This is a genomic window from Aminobacter sp. LjRoot7 (genome assembly GCF_964252895.1).
Classification (GTDB): Bacteria; Pseudomonadota; Alphaproteobacteria; order Rhizobiales; family Rhizobiaceae; genus Aminobacter; species Aminobacter aminovorans_B.
In genome coordinates, this window is the sequence record NZ_CAXUPX020000001.1 from 495,806 (window position 1) to 516,406 (window position 20,601).

At 62.5% G+C, this 20,601-nt stretch carries 18 protein-coding genes and 1 tRNA gene; 11 read left to right on the plus strand and 8 right to left on the minus strand.

Annotation, left to right across the window (positions count from 1 at the left end):
• Positions 1-47 precede the first annotated feature (47 nt).
• From ACSQ3E_RS02340 to ACSQ3E_RS02355, 4 genes are all read right to left on the minus strand, one after another.
• Entirely contained in the window at positions 48-776 is a 729-nt protein-coding gene (locus tag ACSQ3E_RS02340; RefSeq protein ID WP_436121461.1) for a GntR family transcriptional regulator, read from the minus strand.
• Between the two features lie 124 nt (positions 777-900).
• On the minus strand, positions 901-1,860 hold the full coding sequence (locus ACSQ3E_RS02345; protein ID WP_436121462.1) for a GlxA family transcriptional regulator: 960 nt from the start codon (positions 1,858-1,860) through the stop codon (positions 901-903).
• A gap of 31 nt (positions 1,861-1,891) precedes the next feature.
• Positions 1,892-3,058, minus strand: a complete 1,167-nt coding sequence (locus ACSQ3E_RS02350; RefSeq protein WP_436121463.1) for an MFS transporter — start codon at positions 3,056-3,058, stop codon at positions 1,892-1,894.
• Positions 3,059-3,248: 190 nt separating this feature from the next.
• Positions 3,249-4,370, minus strand: a complete 1,122-nt coding sequence (locus ACSQ3E_RS02355) for a DUF930 domain-containing protein (protein ID WP_436121464.1) — start codon at positions 4,368-4,370, stop codon at positions 3,249-3,251.
• Positions 4,371-4,586: 216 nt separating this feature from the next.
• Here ACSQ3E_RS02355 and ACSQ3E_RS02360 point away from each other — a divergent pair, with 216 nt between their 5' ends.
• From ACSQ3E_RS02360 to ACSQ3E_RS02370, 3 genes are all read left to right on the plus strand, one after another.
• Positions 4,587-5,561: a nucleoside hydrolase gene (locus tag ACSQ3E_RS02360; RefSeq protein ID WP_436121465.1), complete on the plus strand. Its 975-nt coding sequence runs from the start codon at positions 4,587-4,589 to the stop codon at positions 5,559-5,561.
• A gap of 262 nt (positions 5,562-5,823) precedes the next feature.
• Positions 5,824-6,033, plus strand: coding sequence for a hypothetical protein (locus ACSQ3E_RS02365; protein WP_310316771.1), 210 nt, complete (start codon positions 5,824-5,826; stop codon positions 6,031-6,033).
• A 545-nt stretch (positions 6,034-6,578) separates the two neighbouring features.
• Positions 6,579-7,391: a GntR family transcriptional regulator gene (locus tag ACSQ3E_RS02370; RefSeq protein WP_436121466.1), complete on the plus strand. Its 813-nt coding sequence runs from the start codon at positions 6,579-6,581 to the stop codon at positions 7,389-7,391.
• A gap of 148 nt (positions 7,392-7,539) precedes the next feature.
• Here ACSQ3E_RS02370 and ACSQ3E_RS02375 read toward each other — a convergent pair whose 3' ends face one another.
• Positions 7,540-8,637 carry a CapA family protein gene (locus tag ACSQ3E_RS02375; protein WP_436121467.1) on the minus strand — a complete coding sequence of 366 codons (1,098 nt, stop codon included), beginning with the start codon at positions 8,635-8,637 and terminating at the stop codon, positions 7,540-7,542.
• A gap of 426 nt (positions 8,638-9,063) precedes the next feature.
• Between ACSQ3E_RS02375 and ACSQ3E_RS02380 the strand changes: the two genes are divergently transcribed.
• The 6 genes from ACSQ3E_RS02380 (at position 9,064) to ACSQ3E_RS02405 (ending at position 15,956) form a co-directional block, all read left to right on the plus strand.
• Complete coding sequence (locus tag ACSQ3E_RS02380; protein WP_436121468.1) at positions 9,064-10,080, plus strand: sugar ABC transporter substrate-binding protein; 1,017 nt, start codon at positions 9,064-9,066, stop codon at positions 10,078-10,080.
• 96 nt (positions 10,081-10,176) lie between these two features.
• A complete protein-coding gene (locus tag ACSQ3E_RS02385) occupies positions 10,177-11,745 on the plus strand; it encodes a sugar ABC transporter ATP-binding protein (RefSeq protein ID WP_436121469.1) in 1,569 nt (522 codons plus the stop codon).
• Complete coding sequence (locus tag ACSQ3E_RS02390; protein ID WP_436121470.1) at positions 11,742-12,806, plus strand: ABC transporter permease; 1,065 nt, start codon at positions 11,742-11,744, stop codon at positions 12,804-12,806. The genes ACSQ3E_RS02385 and ACSQ3E_RS02390 overlap by 4 nt, the downstream gene beginning before the upstream one ends.
• Positions 12,807-12,865: 59 nt before the next feature.
• On the plus strand, positions 12,866-14,293 hold the full coding sequence (gene allB, locus ACSQ3E_RS02395) for an allantoinase AllB (RefSeq protein WP_436121471.1): 1,428 nt from the start codon (positions 12,866-12,868) through the stop codon (positions 14,291-14,293).
• Between the two features lie 82 nt (positions 14,294-14,375).
• Positions 14,376-15,191: a bifunctional allantoicase/(S)-ureidoglycine aminohydrolase gene (locus ACSQ3E_RS02400; RefSeq protein ID WP_436121472.1), complete on the plus strand. Its 816-nt coding sequence runs from the start codon at positions 14,376-14,378 to the stop codon at positions 15,189-15,191.
• 54 nt (positions 15,192-15,245) lie between these two features.
• On the plus strand, positions 15,246-15,956 hold the full coding sequence (locus ACSQ3E_RS02405) for a GntR family transcriptional regulator (protein ID WP_436121473.1): 711 nt from the start codon (positions 15,246-15,248) through the stop codon (positions 15,954-15,956).
• Positions 15,957-16,020: 64 nt separating this feature from the next.
• Here the strand turns inward: ACSQ3E_RS02405 and ACSQ3E_RS02410 are convergent.
• Positions 16,021-16,096, minus strand: a tRNA-Ile gene (locus ACSQ3E_RS02410).
• A 136-nt stretch (positions 16,097-16,232) separates the two neighbouring features.
• On the opposite strand from ACSQ3E_RS02410, the gene ACSQ3E_RS02415 reads away from it, so the two are divergent.
• Positions 16,233-16,946, plus strand: coding sequence for an SIMPL domain-containing protein (locus ACSQ3E_RS02415; RefSeq protein ID WP_310316709.1), 714 nt, complete (start codon positions 16,233-16,235; stop codon positions 16,944-16,946).
• A gap of 228 nt (positions 16,947-17,174) precedes the next feature.
• Here the strand turns inward: ACSQ3E_RS02415 and ACSQ3E_RS02420 are convergent, their stop codons facing one another.
• Together ACSQ3E_RS02420 and ACSQ3E_RS02425 are read right to left on the minus strand one after the other, a co-directional pair.
• Positions 17,175-17,603 carry a hypothetical protein gene (locus tag ACSQ3E_RS02420; protein WP_310316706.1) on the minus strand — a complete coding sequence of 143 codons (429 nt, stop codon included), beginning with the start codon at positions 17,601-17,603 and terminating at the stop codon, positions 17,175-17,177.
• Positions 17,604-17,834: 231 nt separating this feature from the next.
• On the minus strand, positions 17,835-18,281 hold the full coding sequence (locus ACSQ3E_RS02425) for a YcgN family cysteine cluster protein (RefSeq protein ID WP_436121474.1): 447 nt from the start codon (positions 18,279-18,281) through the stop codon (positions 17,835-17,837).
• Positions 18,282-18,480: 199 nt separating this feature from the next.
• On the opposite strand from ACSQ3E_RS02425, the gene ACSQ3E_RS02430 reads away from it, so the two are divergent.
• Positions 18,481-20,571: an OmpA family protein gene (locus tag ACSQ3E_RS02430; protein WP_436121475.1), complete on the plus strand. Its 2,091-nt coding sequence runs from the start codon at positions 18,481-18,483 to the stop codon at positions 20,569-20,571.
• Positions 20,572-20,601: the final 30 nt, after the last annotated feature.

Here is a 20,601-nt window from a genome sequence, read left to right on the forward strand (position 1 = left end):
CAGGTGCCTATGGCGACAGACAGGCAGGGGCCGTCCTTCGGGGCGGCCTACTTTGCCTTGGCGGGCCGCGACGCGTAGCGCGACAGGATCTCGCCCAACCCCGGCTCTTCGGCCGGTTCGCCATCCAGGCTGACCCGCTCCAGTATGTGCTCGAGGTGATGCACCATAGCATCCGACGCCGCCGCGGCATCGCGCTTGCGCAACGTCTCCAATATCGCGTCATGCTCGTCGATGCCGCATTCCGACGACGAGCTGCGTCCGTAAAGCGCCATGACAAGCGCGCTGCGGGTGATCAGCTTGCCCAGCGTCGCCTCCAGCACCCGGTTGCCCACCATCTCGGCAGCGCGCTGGTGGAACCGCTCGGCAAAACGGCGTGACTCGGCATCGCGGCCGGCGCGGTAACTGTCGCGATGATCGGCCACCTGCTTCTGCAACTCGTCGAGCTGCGCCGGCGTAATCTGCCTGGCCAGCCGCGCCGCAACTTCCCGCTCCAAAACGATGCGCAGATCAAATATCTCGCGCGCCTCCTCGACCGTCGGCGACGACACGTAGGCGCCGCGATTCTTGTGGATCTCGACCAGCGCCTCGCCGTGCAGCCGGTTGAGCACCGCGCGCACAACCATCCGGTTGACGCCGAAGGAACTGGCGATCGTTTCTTCCGACAGCTTCATCGCCGGCTTGAGATCGCGCGACAGGATTGCCTCGACCAGACCGGCATAGACGTCGTCAGTGCTGAGCTCGGCCGTTTCGGCGTCGATCACTTCGTGCTTGGACATGCTGAAACCTGCTCTGCGAAGGCGGCACATGCTGCCATGATGCAACTGATATAGCTCACGAATACCGATTCACACAATCACTCAGCAGGTCGGCACCCAATCCAGAAACATTTTTGTTACAGTTTCACAGTGCCGGCGAGCGACGCGACGCTTCCGTTGGCGACAGGCCCGTCATCTTGCGGAACACCCGGCTGAAGTGCCCGGCATTGACGAAGCCGGCCTGGAAGGCCACCTCGCCGACCGGGTTCTTGCCCGAGCTCAGCAGGCGCGTGGCCAGGCTGATGCGCAGCTTCAGATAGGCTCGCGCGGGGCTGGTGCCGAGCTGAGCGGCGAAATCGCGGTCGAGCTGCCGCGTGGACACGCCGACCGAACGGGCGACGTCGACGATCGCGAGCGGTTCCTGGAGGTTGCTTTCCATCACCAGCAACGCCCGGCGCACCGAAAGCGTCTTCGCCTCGGGGAAAAGCTCGAGGTTGGGCTGCACGGCGTCGGCATCCCTAACCCGGTCGAGCAGGAGGATTCGCGACGCCTTGGACGCCGACTGCTCGCCGATGACCTCGGAGACCAGATGGGCCGCAAGGTCTGCGGCGCCCGCCCCTCCCGAGCATGTCGCCCTGTTGCCATCGACGATGAACAGCCTGTCGCATGAAGCGTCGACGTCGGGGAAACGTGAGCGGAAATCCTCGATGTGGAACCAGCTCACCGAAGCCCGGTGGCCGTCGAGCAGCCCCATCTCCGCGAGCACGAAGCTGCCGGTGCACAGGGCGCCCACTGGAACGCCCTTCCGTGCGGCGCTCTCGACGAACCGCTCCGCCGACGCCGGCAGCGAATTCTTTCGTCCGAGCAGCCCGCCCACCACCAGGATGTTGTCGTAGTCCTCGGGGCGGAGGGCTGGCGCCGTCGGCATCAGCTCGATGCCGGAACTCGCCCGGATGGGCAGCCCGAGCTCGCCAATGATCTGCCAGTCGAAGGCGGCGCGCCGGCTGCGATCGCCCTCGTCCCCGGCGAGCCGGAGCGTGTCGACGAACAACGACAGCGGCGACAGTGTAAAATCGCGGGCAAGGACGAATGCGAAGCGCTTCATGCCGGCATAGTCGAACGAAATGTTCGACTTTTCAAACTTCGATGGCAGGCCTCCTCGGCTTGTCTGCGACACGCCAGGCAGCAACCAGGCTGGCGACGACGGCAAGGGCCGCGAGGACCGCCCCCGTCCATGGCAAGGCCGCCGTCGAGCCGCGCTCGAGCGCAAGCCCGCCGATCGCGGTGCCGAGGGCGACGCCGACATGCATGGCGGACAGATTGAGGCTGACGCCGGCCTCCGCGGTGTCGGGCCCGGCGCTGATCAGGAAGCTCTGCACCACCGGCGAGATCATCCAGCTGATGCAGGCCCAGACCATCATCAGGCCGAGGAATGCGAGCGGCATGGAAGACGCCGCCGGAATGGCGAGCAGGACGGCGAGATAGGCGAGCGGTACAACGAGGATCGCAGTGCGCGGCGTGACAATGTCAGTCAGCCAGCCGCCGAGATAACCACCGCTGACACCGGCGGCGCCGAAGGTAACGAAGATCGGCACGAGCTTGTCAGCATCGAATCCAACCGCGTCGACGGCATAGGGCGCGAGATAGGCGAACAGGACGAAGTGGCCGCCGATCATCAGGATGGATACCAGTTGCCCGGATATCAGCCGCAGCGCCCCGAAATGGCGGCGATAGCCGGGCACATCGCGCGGCCTTCTGCCTGAAACTGGCAGAAACAGCTGGCACACCGAAAGGATAAGAACGGCCAGCAGTGCGAGCGCCACGAACACGCTGCGCCAGCCAAACAGGCTGCTGATCAACATTCCGGCAGGCACGCCGAGCACCATCGACCCGCTGATACCCATGAAGATCAGGCCAATTGCCCGCCCGCGCCTGTCGGGCCCGGCGAGTTCGACAGCCAGCATGGTGGCGACAAGGCAGACGGTGGCGCTGGCAGCCGCCATGGCAACGCGTGCGGCAAACAACACCGCGATACCAGGGCTCAGCGCCGCGACCAGATTGCTCGCGATGAACAAAGCCAGGGCGAGAGCGAGGATCGTCTTGCGCTCCATGCGCCTGGTCAGCACAAGTGCTGCTGGCGCGGCCAGCGCAAAGGTCAGCGAAAAGACGGCCGTCAACTGACCGGCCAGGCCAAGCGAAACGCCAAGGCCTGCAGCGACGTCGGGAAGAATGCCGATGACGATGTTTTCGGCCGTGCCGGTGGCAAACGTCGCCAGGGCCAAGAGAAAGATGCGAGGATCCATGTGCTGCCTTCCGAAACATGGTCGCGCCATGCCGGGAAGAAAAAACGTCCCGACACCGCACGACGTGCTTGCCGGGTTTCGAGGCTGAGCTTCGGTTATCCCTCTGGGCGCTTGATACCACGCAATGGCGCTACAGCGGAAGGGCAGCGTTACATTCAGCCAAGATCGGGATACGCCTTCCGGCAAACCACTAGTTACTTGCAGGCAGCCCCAGGCGCGCCCACTCGCCAGGCGGGATCCTGGCTCCGACGCGGAAGGACAAGGACCGGATTGTCGTCGCCTCGCTATCGACCTCGCATCGAAAGCTCAGCGCGTGCCATGCCGTTCGCGTGCGGAATGCAGCCTCCGGCACGTCAAGGACATTGCCCCGCTTCAGCGGGACAAGTGGCACCAGGTCGGGGGAATAGGAAGCGTCGACCAATTGCTGCTGCAGCGCGCTGGCGCAGAGTTTGGCCGCACGCTTGTCGCGTGGCACGCCAGCCATCGACGTCGTCGCCAGGGCATCTCCGCCGCCACCTTGCGACCGGGGCCGTCGAACGCCCGGCAATCCCGAGAAGGGCTGCGATGTGGCAACGTCCGCATTCCCTGGGTTTGGCCCGGCACTGCCGCTTCCGGGTTTCGGGACCTTCCTCAGGCTGGGCTTCGGCGCGTTGGCGGGCCTGGGTTCAGGCGCCTTGGCCAAGGCGGGTAGCGCGATCTCACCGTCGGTGCCAGCAGTGCCCAATGGCGCCGGTGCCATGGCCGATTGCTTGTCGGCACCGTCCGCCAGGCCCTCTTGCTTTTCAGCCTCCTGTTTGCCCGTGTCCTTGTCCGAGGTCGACTCGATCGCAGCATTCTGGGCTGGTTCGGCATCCTTTGCCGCGGCCGCCTGCGTCGCGGCGTCCTTGGCTGTATCCGGCCGCTCCTCGGAAGGCGGCGTCAGCTCCTTGTCCTTCGCCGGCGGGATCGAGGCATCCTGGATGTTGTCCTTGTCCTGGGACTTGCCGGAACCGGCATCCTTGTCTCCGAACCGGAAAACAGGCTTCAGCACCTCGATTTGCGCCGACTTGGGCGGCTGCTCCGGTGCAGGTTGCGGCTTCGGCTCCGCTGGCTTTTCGGCATCGGGCACCTTTGCCGGCGGAGGAGGAGCAGCTTTCGGCTTCGGCTGTTCCGGCGGAGGCACCAGAGTGACGTTAACCGCCTCCTCCTGCTGTTCAGGAAGCTTCGGCTGGCTGTAGGCCACCAAGACCGCGATGAGTAACCCATGCAGGATCAGCGATGTGGGCCAGGCCCACAGCAAATCCCGACGCAGGTTCCTTGTCTCATCCGACATGCTGAGCGATGTGCAGTGAAATACTGGCGGCATCAAGCATGATCGTCGGCATCACGCAAGATAACCGAGCCAGAGAGCTGGCTCTCGGATCGCCGTTCCGGGACCAATCGCTGCGGTTGCGTTGGCAACCATGCCTTGATTGGAGCCGGTCGGACCGGAACCTTGACGGCGCCTGGCGCGGCGGTCTCTAGTCGCCAAAGACAGAAAGGCGCCCCCATGGAAAAGATCATCCTGGACTGTGATCCCGGACACGACGATGCCATTGCCATCCTGCTGGCGGCAGGCAATCCAAACATCGACCTGCTCGGCATCACCACCGTTTCAGGCAACCACAATGTCGAGAACACCACGCGCAATGCGCTTTCGGTGTGCACCGCTTATGGCATCAAGGTGCCGGTCGCCAAGGGATCACCCGCGCCGATGATCAGCGACCAGGTTCTGGCCATCGAGATCCATGGCGAGACCGGGCTGGACGGACCCGTGCTGCCGCCGGCGTCCTTCGAGCTCGACAAGCGTCACGCCGTAGATTTCATCATCGATACCGTCATGGCGCATGAGCCCAGGACCGTCACGCTCGTGCCGGTCGGTCCCTACACCAATATCGCGCTTGCCGCGCGCAAGGAACCGCGCATCGTCGAGCGGGTGAAGCGGGTCGTCGCGATGGGCGGCAGCTATACGCGTGGCAACATCACGCCCGCTGCCGAATTCAACATTTACGGCGATCCGGAAGCCGCCGATGTCGTGTTCCGCGCCAATTGGGACGTCACCATGGTGGGGCTCGATCTCACCCACCAGGCGCTCGCCACCCCGGAACTCCAGGATAGGGTGCGCGGCGTCGGCGGCCCGATCAGCAAGTTCATTCTCGACATCTGGGAGTTCATCGCGACAACGCATAGTGGCCTGCTGCAGATCGCGCACCCTGCCGTGCATGATGCCTGCTGCGTCGCGGCCATGATCGACCCGTCCGTCGTCACCACCGAAAAAGCCGACATCCGCGTCGAAATCGCCGGCCGCTGGACCAAGGGCATGACGGTCTGCAACTTCGAGAAGATGGGCGGCATGCGCCATTTCGGCGGCACCGCCAGCGAGCAGGTCAACTTCCGCCACAGCGTGGCAATGCAGCTCGACCACCCCAAATTCTGCGACCTGATCGTCGACGCGCTGGAGCGTCTCGCGAGTCCGAAGGCGTGACCGGTCTGCAGGATCAGCCTGGACCTGTCTGCTCGGCCCGTCGCCGGAGGTCTGCATCTAATGATTGCGCGGCTCGGCAGCGTTGCTCGGCGCGGGTCGCATGCCTCCGGCGCCGCCATGCGGCTCAGCAGGATTCATGAGCCGACAAGCGGCTTGGCGATGTGGAGCCGTATTGTTGTTTGGCGGTTTTGACCGGAGACCTCTGAACCATTGGCACTGAATTCGATGCCATCTATAAGCCTCCCTCCATTGGGATGCTGGCATGACGCTTGAAGACATATGTGAAGATTCCTCGCTGAGCCCGCAGCGCAAGCTCGAGCGGCTGCGCGCGATTGAAAGCACCATGCGCGAGCTGGAACGATGCAGCGTTTTCAAGGGCCCGGATCAATCATCGACGTGGCAGGACGATCTTTCCCGGCTCTGTGTGATCATGCGGGATATCGAGAGACAGATCGCAAGCGTGCGCCCATAGCCCGGTGTCAGACATGACGACAGCCATTTAGGAAGCACTCGCCGTGCCATCGACGCGGCGAACGAGCCAGCCCGTTACCAATTGCCTGCGTGAACTAGGCCCATAGGGCAGCGGCTCCACCACCGTTGCCTAGGTCGGCTCACGACGAAGTCACCCCGGATCAGCGCGGAAGGCCATATGTGCTGCGTCGCGGATCCGCCCTGGTGCGTCCAAGAAATCGACCTTTGCGCAACATGACGAGACGATCGATTTTCCGTTTGTCGCCAAGTTAGAAGGTGGGGCCCCTGCCGACCTGCCAATCGGGTAGAACAAATGCTCGCAGCTTCAGCTTCATACTCATAACAGTATCGGTGCTCAGGCAACCAGCAGCAGTCGAACCACCGTGCTGGCGGCAGGGCCGTTGGTGTTCTATCTTCCATCCAAGCCATTCAGGCAGTCGATTGTGTCGGCTAGCTGTGGATTAACTTTTCATAGTGGGTTACGCCGCTGGTAAGCCCTTTCGGGCTGGCTACTGTCGGCTCTGCCGACCGGGAAGGATAGAATTGATGACCGTGGGGACCAAGCGACCCAGCAAGACGACACGCGGGCCGCGGTCCAAGCCCGCTTCACACCAGAACGCTGATACGACTTCGGCGTGGCGGTCGCTCTCTGACCAAGTGGCGCAGCGCATTGCAGACGACTATGTGGTTGGCGGACGCACCCCGCCGGGCGAATTGCTTCCAAGCGAAGGCGAGCTCTGCGGTATCTATGAAGTTTCGCGCGGCACGATCCGGGCCGCCATCCGAACGCTTTGGGATCACGGCCTGATCAGCGTGCGAAATGGCGTCGGCGCCATCGTGCTGCCGCGTGCGACGGAAGTTCGTCACGGACTGGATCGACTTGGCTCCATCGACACATTTGCCCGGGAGACAGGGCACAATGTAGAAACGGGCCATATGCGATGGGAGAATGTGCAGGCGGATGCAGCCATCAGCAGGAAACTGCAAATACCGGTTGGAGCACCCGTATTGCAGGTCAAGCGCAGCAAAATAATCGACGGGGAGCCATCAGCCTGGATTATAGATACGGCTCCATTGGATGCGGTGGACGAACAGATGCTCCGCAAGAAATTCGATGGCTCCATCCTCGATGTCTTGCTCTCGGATGGCCAATACCGGATTGACTATGCCGACAGCGAAGTGAAGCCATGCCTCGCTCGCGGCGAGGTCAAGGAAATACTGGCAGGCAATGAAGACGGGCTCCTGCTCTTTCTCGACACGGTGACCGTTACCGTCGAGGGCAAGCCGATCCTGTGGGGCCAGGTATGGCTGGACCCGGCACACTTCACATTTGCCTTTCACCGCCGCCGTTTCCGCTGACGCAGCGCTTCGAGCTGCCGCGTCATGATCGGCAACTCAACTAGGTAGTTCGACAGGCATTGCAGTTGTGGTGACGGTGACGGCTTGCTGCCGAAACGCGGCCAGCAGCCAATTCCTCAAACCTGGAGACGAAGCATCTAATGCGTCGTCATATCGAGGAGACTATTATCCGTCCCTCGACACGCCGTACGGCCCCACCCCGAACGGCCGACAGCCTGCTTAGTCTCTCGTAAATGCGACCCGCAACCTCCGGGGGGGCGATTTCAGGAAGACGACGCTCATTGAGTACCGTCGGAACTATCTCGATGTCGCGAACGCCCTGGGCACCGAAATGAAGGCGTGTGACAAACCCTTCATCGGACATGGCGCGCCAGATTTCATGGACCTGATCTGAGGCTGGTAGCAAGACTTGCTGACCGATCAGCACGTTTGCACTGAAGATGACGGGCTTTTCTTGATAGAATCCGACCGCCTGGATCGCATGTGGATGATGCCCATGGATCACGTCGGCACCCGCGTCAATCAGCGCCCTCGCCAATGGTTCCTGATACTCGGCCAAGGCTTCAGTCGACCCGAATCCCCAGTGGACTGAGGCAATAAGGCAATCGCAACTCTTCTTCGCCTCCCTGACTGCCTCACACGCAGCAGCGATATCCTGGTCCCGCACGCGGGTGCGGATTGTTATGCAGCCGGAGTCACCCGGCTCCTCCATCTGGTAGCCCGGGTCCACCTCATAGCCCGTCGTCACCTGCAGGCAAGCGATGCCAGGTCGGGTTGACGACGCTCCAAAGCCCGCCGGCGCCAAGCAGGAAAACGCAATCACGCCGATGCGCTTTGACTTTACGCTAGTGACAACAGGGGACAGCGCCTCAGCGAGGGTTTCGCCCATGCCGACAACCTCGATCGACTGCGCTTCAAGGGCACGGCGCGTATCCAGCAGACCATCCCAACCGTAGTCCCCGGCATGATTGTTGGCGAGGCTGGCAACGCTGAAGCCGAGGGAAGACAGGCCCTCCGCAGCGGATGGAGACGCCTTGATGTTGAGGAGCTTGGGAACCGCGACCCCGCGATCGGTGAGCGGAATTTCGAAATTGACGACCGAGAAGTCAGCTTCGCCGATCAGTTTGAAAACCGCGCCCACCTTCTCGTCACCGGCGTGGACAGGCGATATCGGGTAGACATCCGGGCACAGGACTATCTCGACGGTTGATCCCGCCTCATCCGCCTCGTGGTCAAGCTTTTCCATGAAGAGACCTGCCTTTGTTGGGTGTGTGCGACGGTCAACCCTGCTTGCAGCGAGGGATCGATTGGCGAACCGGCGTCATGGGATCGCTCAGTGTTTGTCGCCGGCAATGAGACAGGCTCGCGCTCCACTCCATGGGGCAGACAGCCCACCGGTCATCGAGCTCACCTGAATCATCGCCATATCTGTTTGAAAACGCTGGATGATTCCATGGATCACCAGCAGCGGCCCAGCTACCAGAACTGCACCGCCCCAATGAACGCGCTCCAGTCACATGTCTCCTAGCTCATGTCAACCTATATAATTGGCTTGCCAACCTATCATATAGGTGCTACTTCCAACAGCGTTACCTGCGGATTGCCGCATGTTGGAGGACATGTAAGCGTCGACATCACGGAGGTAGCGAACAACAACAAGGAGGAGGAACACATGAAAGAAACTCTCTGCGAAAAGGGAGCGTCCGGACGGACAACCAGCAGGCGGAAATTCGTTCGCCTTGCAGCGCTGGCCACCCTGGCGTTGGGATTGGCGTCAGCGGCATCTTTCCCCGCATTCGCGCAATCGTCGAAGACGATCGCCGTAAGTTTTCCCAACTCGTCAAAGATCGGCGCCGTGATCATTTCGCTCGATCAGGCCAAGAAAAGGGCCGGCGAGCTTGGCTACGAACTGGTGGTCGATGACCCGGGCTCGGACATGAACAAGCAGGTCAACGCCATCAAGACCTGGATCGAACAGAAGGTTGCGGTCATCGTCTGCAACGTGCCCAATCCGGCCGCGTTCGAAACCCTGGCAAAGCAAGCTCGCGAGGCAGGCATCTACTGGATCACCTACGGTGATCGCATCGAAAACCAGGATGCGACCGTCGGCTACGACCAGTACAATGACGGGCGCAAACTCGGTGCGTATGCTGGCCAATGGATCAACGAAAACCTTGGCGGCGAGGCAAAAGTTGCGCTGCTGGGCTTTGACCTGATGATCTGGGGACAGGCCCGCACCAAGGGGATCGAGGAAGGCCTGGCGGAGGCCGCGCCGAAAGCCGCGATCGTCGCCAAGCAGAACGCCATCACGCCGACCGAAGGCCTCAACGTGACCCGCACGATCCTGCAGGCCAACCCGGAGGTCAATGTCATTCTCGGCGTCGAGGACCCGGCGACCGAAGGCGCCTACAAGGCGTGGGTGGCTTCGGGCCGTGATCCGAAGCAACCAGGTATCTTCATCGGCGGCATGGATGGAACCGCGCCGGCGCTCACGCTGCTGCAGCAGGGCGACAACGTCTACAAGGCGTCAATGGCGATCCCGCTCCGTCGTGTCGGAGATGCCATCGCCGAAACGGCTCATGAGCTTGTCACGAAAGGCAAGGCGCCCGACAATATCGTGCCGCTCGAGCTCATCGCGTCGGGTTCACCGCTGGCTGCCCAGTATCTCGCGGAACAGGGCAGCAAATAAGGCGCGAGGTCCGCTCTGGCGGCCTTTTGCAGCGAGGCAAACTAGACGCGGCCGCGCCCGGCGGCGGCCGCGATCCTCGCGACAAGAACAGAACGCGTGCGCCTGCTGAATTCGCGGGACCACCACTCTAGCACTTCAATACGGGAGGAGCTCGAAATGGCATTTGCAGTTCGAGGGCTAGGAAAATCTTACGGCGGGATAAAAGTCCTCAACAGCGTGGATCTGTCGGTCGAAGACGGCGAAATCCATGCTTTGCTCGGTGCTAATGGCGCCGGAAAATCGACGCTGATCAAATGCTTGTCCGGCGCTGTCTCTGCCGACTCCGGTGAGATCGTGATCGGCGACCGATCCTACAAATCACTCAATCCTCGGGAGTCGAGACAGGCCGGCGTCGCCGTCGTCTATCAGGAGCTGTCGCTTGCGCTTTCGTTGAGCGCTGCCGACAACATATTCCTCGGCCAGGAAGATTGCTGGGGCCCGTTCGTGCGACGGTCCCGCCAGCGATCCCGCGCCGCCAAGCTGTTGGGCGATCTCGGTGTCGAGATGCAGTTGGACACCGATCTCGGCGATACCGGCAACGCCGAGCTGCAGTCGATCGAGATCGTCAAGGCCCTCGCCTCCAACCCCAAGGTTCTCATCCTCGACGAACCGACAGCTGCCCTTTCCGAACGCGAAGCGGAAAGGTTGGAGCAACGCCTGAAGCAGCTGAGAAGCCACAATCTGCCGGTGCTCTACGTCACGCACCGTCTCAGTGAGGTCTTCAGCCTGGCCGATCGGGTCACTGTGCTGCGCGGCGGGCGAGTGGTGCTCACGGGCAATGTCCGCGACTTCACGCAGCAGCAGATTGTCGACGCGATCGTCGGACGCACGGTTGATCGGGGACGCATGGTCGAGGCCGCCGACACGGCCAGGATGCCCGTGTTGTCGCTCACCGAGATGGTCGCACCAGGGATAGGCCCTGTCAGCTTCAATCTCCACGGTGGCGAAATCCTCGGTGTGTTCGGCCTTGTCGGCTCGGGAAGGACTGAATTGCTCGAGACGCTTTTCGGCGCGCGTCGGCTTCATGGCGGCCGGATCCGCTGCTACGACGCGGAGATCAATCCATATAGCCCGGCACAGGCGCAACGGCACGGTTTGGCCCTTGTTCCCTCAGACAGGCTGCGCAAGAGCATATTCGCCGGCCTGACGGCGGCTGACAATCTCCTGGCATCGAGCTTCGGCGAGCTTTGCTCCGGCTTCGTCAGGAGACGGTCGCGGGAGCGCGGACTGTTCGACCAGGCCGCCGCGAAGCTCAACTTGCAGCCCCGTCGCCCCGATCTGGAAGCCAGGCGTTTCTCCGGTGGAAATCAGCAGAAGCTGGTGATCGGCCGATGGCTGAACGACGTCAAGAACTGCCGGATATTGATGCTCGACGAGCCGACACAAGGTGTCGATGTCGGCGCCCGGAGCGAAATCTATGCGGCCCTGCGCGAGGTGGCATCCAGCCGCGACCGGGCAGTCATCGCGACATCATCAGAACCAGAAGAACTCATTCAAATCGCCCATCGCGTCGTCGTCCTCGCCGGCGGACGCGTGGCGGGAATCCTCGAAGGCGACGAGATCACGGAGGGCGTATTGCTTTCCCTGGCCCACAGCCGCGAAAACGCACAGGAAGCGGTAGCATGAACCAGGCGTATGAACTGCGGCAAGGCCGCATCTCATTTTCGAAGTTGCTCTCAAGCGGCAACCTCGTGGTCAACAACATCCTATTTCTGGCCTTGTTCGTGCTGATTGGCTACTTCGCCTTGGCGAGCAGCCATTTCCTGAGCGTCTCGAACTTCACCGTGCTGCTGACGAACTATGCCGCGATCGGAGTTGTCGCCGCCGCCATGACGCTCCTGATGATTGCCGGACACGTCGACCTGTCGGTTGGATCGAACATCGCATTTTCCGGCATGATGACCGCCTTGGCCGTCATCAATTTCGGCGCCCCTCCCTCCGTGGCGATCGTCATCGGCATCCTGAGCGGCGCCTTCATCGGCGGCATCATCGGCGTGGCGTGCGGAATCCTGAAGCTGAGCCCCATCATCGTCACGCTCGGCATGCTCAGCCTTCTGCGCGGCGCGACACTGCTGGTGAACCCAACTGAGGTCTACGGCCTCGGCGACACGTTCTTCTACATCGGCAACGGCGCCTTCCTGGGAATTCCGGTGCTGTTGTGGATCGTGGCGCTGGCCTTCCTGGCCTCTGCCCTGTTCATCTCGACGACGGTCTGGGGCCGCTATATCTATGCGGTTGGGATCAATCCCCAAGCAGCGTTTCTCGCCGGATTGCCAGTGGGAAGGCTGCTTCTGTCGCTCCACGTTATCACCGGCGCTGCTGCCGGCCTGGCAGGTGTTCTCTTGGCAGCGCGTCTTGATGGCGTGTCTCCTGGCGCCCTTGGCATGCAGATGGAATTGCAGGCCCTGACGATCATCCTTTTGGGCGGCGTGGCGTTTGCCGGCGGCCGCGGGCGCATCCTGAGCGTCATGGCAGCCTGGGTTTTTCTGGCCGTCCTCGACAACGGACTGACACTGCTCAACGTCCCGCCCTTCGTTCAACTGGTGGCCAGCGGCATGGCGCTGGTGTTCGCGGCCAGCATCGACGCGATCGGAACCTATGTGGCGCCAAAGCTCGCGCAGCGACGGCAGGTGGCCGAGCAGATCGAACAACGACGCCTGCGCGAGGCAAAGACGCCCGAAGCTTAAGCATCGGTGGCGCGCAGATCATACGAATGAGTAACAGCGGGCTTTCGCGAAAACGCTCAATGCCCCCCGGGCCGAACGACGCGCTGCGCAGTGAACATCGGCGATCGGGCGCAGCGATCGGCAGAACAGGAAGAGAAACGATGGATACCTACATCAAGAATGCCAGGATCGTGACAGAATCCGGGACGTTCGATGGCGGCGTGGCAATAAAAGACGGTCGGATCAGCCTGATCGTCGACGGTGAGCAGGCCATAAGCGCCGACAATGTCATCGACGCAGCGGGCAACTATGTCCTGCCTGGAATTATCGACGCGCACGCCCATTTCAGCCATCCCGGGCGCGAGTTCGAGGGGTATGCGACGGGCTCGAGAGCCGCGGCCGCCGGCGGCGTCACAACAGTGATCGACATGCCGCTCAACGACCTGCCGCCGATGGCAACGGCGGCGGCACACGCTGCCAAGCACGATATGGTCAAGGATCTGGCCGTCGTGGACTACGCGTTCTGGGGCGGCCTGATCGACGACAATTTGGAACACCTCGATGAGCTCAACGACAAGGGTGTCGCCGCCTTCAAGGCATTCATGCGCACGGCGAAGGACTATCCCAAGGTAAACGACGATCTACTTTTCGCCGGTCTCAGGAAGATGAGCGAATTTGGCAACATGGTTGGCGTTCACGCCGAAAACGATACCGTCATTTCGCATCTGGAATCCCATTTCAAATCCATTGGCCGCCATGACCGCGCGGCGTGGAACGATTCCCATCCTTGCGAATCTGAACTCGAGGCGATCAACCGCGCCATCTTCTGGTCCAAATCCACCGGCGGCAGCCTCTACATTTGCCACATCAGTTTCGCCGAAGGCGTCGACGCTGTCAGGCAGGCAGCCCTGCAGGGCGTCGATGTCTATGCCGAGACCTGCGCCCACTACCTGTTCTTCGACATGGACGACTATCTCCGCGTCGGACCCCGTCTGCGCGCTGCACCGCCGATCCGGCCGCGGCCGCAGGTGGAAGAACTCTGGAACAGGGTGCTGCGCGGCAATGTCGACGTCATCGCATCCGATCATTCGCCGTTTCTGCCGGAAACGTACCGCGCCGGCGAAAACAGTCCCTGGGAAGGGACCGGCGGCGTGACGGGAATACAGTCGATCCTTCCAGCCATGATGACCGAAGGTGTCCACAAGCGAGGCATGTCGTGGGAACTGCTGGTCAAGATGATGTCGTCGAATCCGGCAAGGATTTTCGGCCTCTACCCGAAGAAGGGTGCGATCCTTCCTGGGGCCGACGCTGACCTTGTGATCGTGGACCCCAACAAGACCTGGACCCTCGAAGAAGACGATCTGTTCTATCGCTACAAGCACAGCCCCTATGTCGGGCGCTCGTTCCACGGCAGCGTCGAGCGGACGATCGTGCGCGGCGAAACGGTCTACCTGCAAGGCGAAATTGTGGGAACGCCTGGCCACGGGCAACTGGTTCAGCGCCGCTGACAGACAGCGTAATTGTCAGAACAACATGCATCGGGATGACCACTGGCCATCCCCGGCGAATTCGAGCGGCAAAGATCGAGAAATGGACAGATATTCATCCCTGACAGTCGGCGGACTACCTGACCAGAACCAGCTGATTTCAAGCAAGGCCATATTCACACCCGCCTATGCGGTGGTGCCGCGTTCGGTCCTGACGGATATCGTCTCGAGCTTTTTTCCTGACTGGCGGTCAACTCGCGGGTGGATCCTGGCGAGACCGCTTTCCGGCTTCGCCGAGACTTTTGCCCAGTATCTCATGGAAGTCGAGCCCGGCGGCGGCAGCGACGAGCCCGAACCGGACCCTCGCGCCGAAGCCGCACTGTTCGTGATCGACGGAAAGCTGACGGTGGAGACCCTGGGGGTCCGCCACGAACTTCGCGCCGGGTCGTTCGCATTCATTCCAGCCGGGCAATCCTGGACGATTGCGAACACGTCGCAAAGTACCGCCAAGTTCCAATGGATACGAAAGGTGTTCGAAAAGGCGAACAAGCTGGGTGCCCCGCCGGCGATCTTCACGCATGAAGACGAAGCACCTTCGGTAACGATGCCGGGCGAACCGCGGTGGGGCTCGACGAGGTTCATCGATCCTGGCGACCTGCGATACGACATGCATGTCAACATCGTCTGGTTCGACACGGGCGCGGCGATTCCGTTCCTCGAGACCCATGTGATGGAACACGGCCTGTATATCCTGGAAGGAACAGGCGTTTACCGTTTGAACAGCGACTGGGTGGAAGTCGAAAAGGGAGATTTTCTTTGGTTGCGGGCTTTTTGTCCGCAGGCTTGTTATGCCAGAGGGTCAGGTAGATTTCGCTATCTCCTTTACAAGGACGTCAACCGCCATCCCAAGCTGTGGTAGCTCCAAATCAAAAAGCGCATGTCAGGAGCGGCCTGAGGTTGCCAAGGTGAGAGAATGGCCAAAACCGCAAACATCGACCCGAAGGACAGACCCGGTTCGAAGATCGACGCCATCTACCAGGTCCTCGTCCGGGCAATCCTCGCGCGCGAACTGACGCCCGGCACCAAACTCAGCGAGCAGGCAATCGGGACACTGTTTTCAGTCAGCCGTACCCTCGTGCGCGCTGCCTTCAACCGCCTGCACACGGAATCGCTTGTCGAGTTCCGTCAGAACCGCGGCGCATTCGTTGCCAGCACAACGCCCGAGGAGGCACGCCAGGTTTTCGAGACCCGCAACTGCATCGAGCGCGAGATCGCCTCGAAGCTGGCCACCATCGTCACTGACAAGCAGATCGCTTCGCTCGAACGGCATATCGAGAGGGAACGCGATGTCCGCCATTCCTGCGACCACGCCGAGGCGATCCTGCTGTCGAGCGAGTTCCACCTGCTGGCCGCCCAGATGGCCGACAACGATGTTCTGGCCGGCATCCTCAAGTCACTGATCTCGCGGACGTCGCTGATCCTTGCCCAGCACAGCGCGCATAAGGAAACCGACTGCAGCGTCGATGAACACACTGCCGTCCTGCAGGCCCTGCGCTCACGCGAACCAAGGGCCAGCGCTGCAGCCATCGTCCAGCACCTGCGGCAAGTGTTCGAGCGGGCCAATATAGGCCAAGTCACGCGTCCCAAGCGGGATCTGAGTGAAGTTCTCTCGCGCTACGCATGATCTTGTGAAAGGAGCCTCGTGCTCCAGTGCACGTCCTGGTGCACACTCAAAAAAGCAAATGGTTTGGTGGGCCCGGAGGGACTCGAACCCCCAACCAAGCGGTTATGAGCCGCCGGCTCTAACCATTGAGCTACAGGCCCCACACGCGGGCTGGATAGTCAGTTTTGCGCGCTGGCACAAGCCATCTTCGCGCATCTGTTGCGCGCTGCCGCAATCCACCCATAATCCGCCCCTATTTGACACTCCCGAAGGGCTCAGGACAACGGAGATTATATTATGAATCGCAAATACATGGCGCTTGCACTTGCAGCAGCACTGACACTTCCAGCGGCTGCCGCCCGCGCCGACAACGAGCCGTCGCCGCGCATCGTCGTGACCGGCGAAGGCGAAGCCTCGGTAGCACCCGATCTCGCGCTCCTGTCGCTGTCGGTGATGCGCGAGGCCAAGACCGCGCGCGAGGCGCTCGACGCCAACAACGACGCCATGGCCCAGGTGATCGCCGCGATGAAGGCTGCGGGTGTCGCCGACCGCGACCTGCAGACCGCAGGCATCCAGATCCAGCCGCGCTACAACTACACCAACAAGCCCGACGGCTCGCAGGATGCCGAACTCGTCGCCTACCAGGTGATCAACACCTTGTCGGTACGCGTCCGCGACATCGCCAAGACCGGCGAGATCCTCGACAAGGCTGTCTCGCTTGGCGTCAACCAGGGCGGCGGCATCACCTTCACCAACGAGAAGCCGGAAGGCGTCATCACCGAGGCGCGCAAGCTTGCGGTTGCCGACGCCATCGCCAAGGCCAAGGTCCTGGCCGAGGCCGCCGGCGTCAAGGTTGGCAAGGTGCTCGAGATCACCGACCAGTCCTATGCCCCGCCGCCAATGCCGATGCAGGCCAAGTCGTTCGACCGCGCAGCCGGTGCCGCACCTGTCGAGGCAGGCGAAAACGCCTACCGCGTCCAGGTCAACGTCACCTTCGAACTGAAGAACTGACGGGCCAACTGAGGGCCTGAAATTGGAATTCCCTCTGCCGCGCGTTCAAGCGCGCGGCAGAATTCATCCAGGCAGATCGCGAACCAGGCAGTTCGACAACGATCAGGCACTTCGAACAATGAAAAACCCCGGAGGCCAGGCCTCCGGGGTTTTGTTTGGAGCCACCACCCTTCCCGAGGGGAAAGGGGCTCCCGCTACTGCGATCGGGCGTACCCGATGCTGTCGAGATTACCAGCGGACAACCGGGCAGTTCGGGGCACGGGCGAAGGTGATCGCGACGCGCTCGCCATACTTGCGTCCGCTCACCGTGATCGAGCGGCGGTTGACGTCGACGATGCGGGCGCGGCGCAGGCCCATGCGCTCGGCCTTGTCGACGGCGCGGTCCGGCGAGCAGGCGCGGTCCCAACGGCCACCCGGACGGCCCCAACGGTTGTCGTGACGGTTGTCCCAGCGGCCGCCATTGTCCCAGTTGCCATTGCGGTTATCCCAACGGTTGTCACGGCGGCCATCGCGGTCCTGGATGTAGACGCCGACATTCGGCGAACCCTGGCCGAGATTGAGATAGAGGCCGTCGGCCTGTGCGGTCGCCGGTATGGCGGCCAGCGTGCTGAAACCGATGACGGCAGAAAGGGCGGCAGTCTTGATCTTGTCGAACATGGGGGCTTCTCCTTGAATTCAGTGGCGTCAGGCCATCTCTGCCTGAGCGATGACCAGACAATGCACCACCCAAGCTGAACCGTTTTCGAACCGTGTATTCATTTTCGGTTCATGTGGCAAACATTTGATTCTAATAGATATTTCTTACACGCCGCAACACTGCGTGAGCCGTCACGCAGTCGTGAGAGGGACCGGAGGCCTGAGCGGCATGGTCGCGAGCGGGTTCGCCGTTTATGGCTCTTCGTCCAGCATGTGGTCGAAATAGTCTTCCGGCTCGGCCATGTCGTCCTCGGAAGCCGTCAGCTTGCCGCGCACCGAAATGCCGGCCTCATGCACCGTCTCGCGGCTGCCGGAGACAAGATGGTGCCACCAGTAGAGATCATGGCCTTCGCCGACCAGGCGATAGGCGCAGGTGCTGGGCAGCCAGGAAATCGTACGCACATTCTGAGGCGTCAGCCCGACGCAATCAGGCACGCGCGCGAGACGATTGGCATAGTCGGCGCAGCGGCAGGTCGCGCCGTCGAACAGCCGGCAGCCGACGCTGGTCCAGTAGATCTCGCCGGTGTCTTCGTCCTCGAGCTTGGACAGGCAGCATTTGCCGCAGCCGTCGCAAAGCTGTTCCCACTGGGTCGGGCTCATCGCCTCGAGCGGCGTCGTTTTCCAAAAGGCATCGTCCATGGCTGGCATTTGGCGCCGAAAGGAGGTTGCGTCAAGCGCAGCGCATTCATCGCCAGTTCAGCGAAACCACGATATTGCCATGTTGCTGTCGGGCAATCGCCCCGATGCGATGCGACTTCGGCGGCAAGCGGAACCATAACCGGTTCCATCTGTTTGGGCCGGGACGGGACCAAAGTTCACTTCGAGGAGATTTCCAACGATGAAACGCCAACCACGGATTCTCGCAGGCACGGCTATCGGCCTGTTCATGGCATCCGCGCCGTTGGGCGCCATGCCGCTGACGAACGGCGCGCTGACTGAGGCAGGTGCTACGCTGCCGCTGATCCGCGTCCAGTCCGACTGCCAGGAAGGCGAATCGGCGGAAGCCTGCGCCGCGCGCCAGGGTGGTGGCCAGCAGGCCCCTGCCCCGGAGCCACAGCCAGAACCTGCCCCGCAGCCGGAGCCGGCTCCGCAGCCTGAGCCCCAGCCCGAACCGCAGCCGCAGGCAGAACAGCCGGCACCGCAGGCCGAAGAGCCAGCACCCGAGCCGCGCCGCAAGAAGCGCGAGGCCCCGGCCGAAGAACCTGCACCGCAGCAGGAGGTAGCACCGCAGGCCGAACCCGAGCCGCAGGCAGAGCCTCAGCCGCAGGCGGAAGAGCCTGCCCCCAAGCGCAAGAAGCGCGAGCCCGCCGCTGAACAGCAGCAGCAGGAACAGCCGCAGGCGGAGCAGCCCGCCGCCGAGCCGGAGGTAGCGCCTCAGCCCGAGCCGCAGGCCGAGGAGCCGGCACCGAAGAAGGGCAAGCAGAAGGAGCAGGCTCCGGCCGCTGAAGAACCAGCCCCGACGCCTGAGGTTGCACCTCAGCCCGAGGCCCAGCCCGAGCAGAAGCCCCAGGCAGAGCAGCCCGCCGAACAGCCGGCGGCAAAGCCTGCCGAGCCGACACCGGAACAGGTTCCTACCCCTGCCCCGGCACCCGAAACCACCGCACCCGCAGGTGAAACGCCGGCGCAGGGCGAACAGCCTGCCGTGCAGCAGCCATCGACGGAGCAACCCGCGACTGGCGAGCAGCCCGCTACGGGCGAGCAGCCCCAGCAGCCGGCAACTGGTGAACCGCCGCAACAGCCTGCCCAGCAGGGCGAGGCGAACCAGCCGCCGGTGAACCCCAACGAGGCGCCGATCCTCGACAGCCAGAAAGAAACGCCGCCTGCCCAGGCCGGTGGCCAGCAGCCGGCTACTGAGGGCCAGCCCGCTCAACCCGCGCCCGAAGGCCAGACTGGCGAGCAGACGGCGCAGCCTGTGCCGGTGCCTGTCGATCCGGGTCCGCCTCCGGTCGACGACAAGGCGGCCACCGAAGCAGCCCAGCCTGTCGAGATCCAGGCTGTGACAGCCGAAAAGGGCACGCGCATCGAAAAGATGCCTGAAGTCGACCTGCGCCGCAGGCCGCGTCCGGAAGGCAGCGAGTTCCTGCGCGAGATCGGTGACCGGGTGATCATCCAGATCAACAACCAGATCATCGTCGAAAGCAACGACCGGCCGCGCATCACCCGCGACGCCCAGGACGTCTATTACGAGGAACTGCCGCGCGGCCGCACCCGCGAAGTCATTGTTCGCGACAACGGCAACCAGATCATCACCATCCGCAACCGCTACGGCGACATCGTGCAGCGTTCGCGCATCACGCCCGATGGCCGCGAATATGTGCTGAGCTATGTCGACGACCAGTATTACGAGGAGATGGACGAATGGCGCGATCCGGGTCTCGACCTGCCGCCGCTGCAGCTTCACATTCCGCGCAACGAGTACATTCTCGACGCGCAATATGTCGAGGATGACGATGCCTATTACGACTTCCTCGAGCGTCCGCCGGTGGAGCGCGTCAAGCGGCTTTACTCGGTCGACGAGGTCAAGCGTTCGGCCCGTGTCCGCGACATCGCCAGGCGCGTCGACCTCGACACGCTGAGCTTCGAGTTCGGCTCGGCCTCGATCCCCGAGAGCGAGATTTCCAAGCTCGAAGGCGTCGCCAATGCGATGGAGAAGCTGCTCAAGAAGAACCCGGCCGAAACCTTCCTCATCGAGGGCCACACCGACGCCGTCGGTTCCGATGTCGCCAATCTGGCGCTGTCGGATCGCCGCGCCGAGGCCGTGGCGGATGCGCTGACCAATGTCTTCGGCATCCAGCCGGAGAACCTGTCGACGCAGGGCTACGGCGAGCGTTACCTCAAGGTGAAGTCGCAGAAGCCGGAGCGTGAAAACCGCCGCGTCGCCATCCGCCGCATCACGCCGCTGGTGGCGCCTATCGCCAGCGCCAACTAGCGCCAGGCGCAATCATCCAAGGCCCGCCCC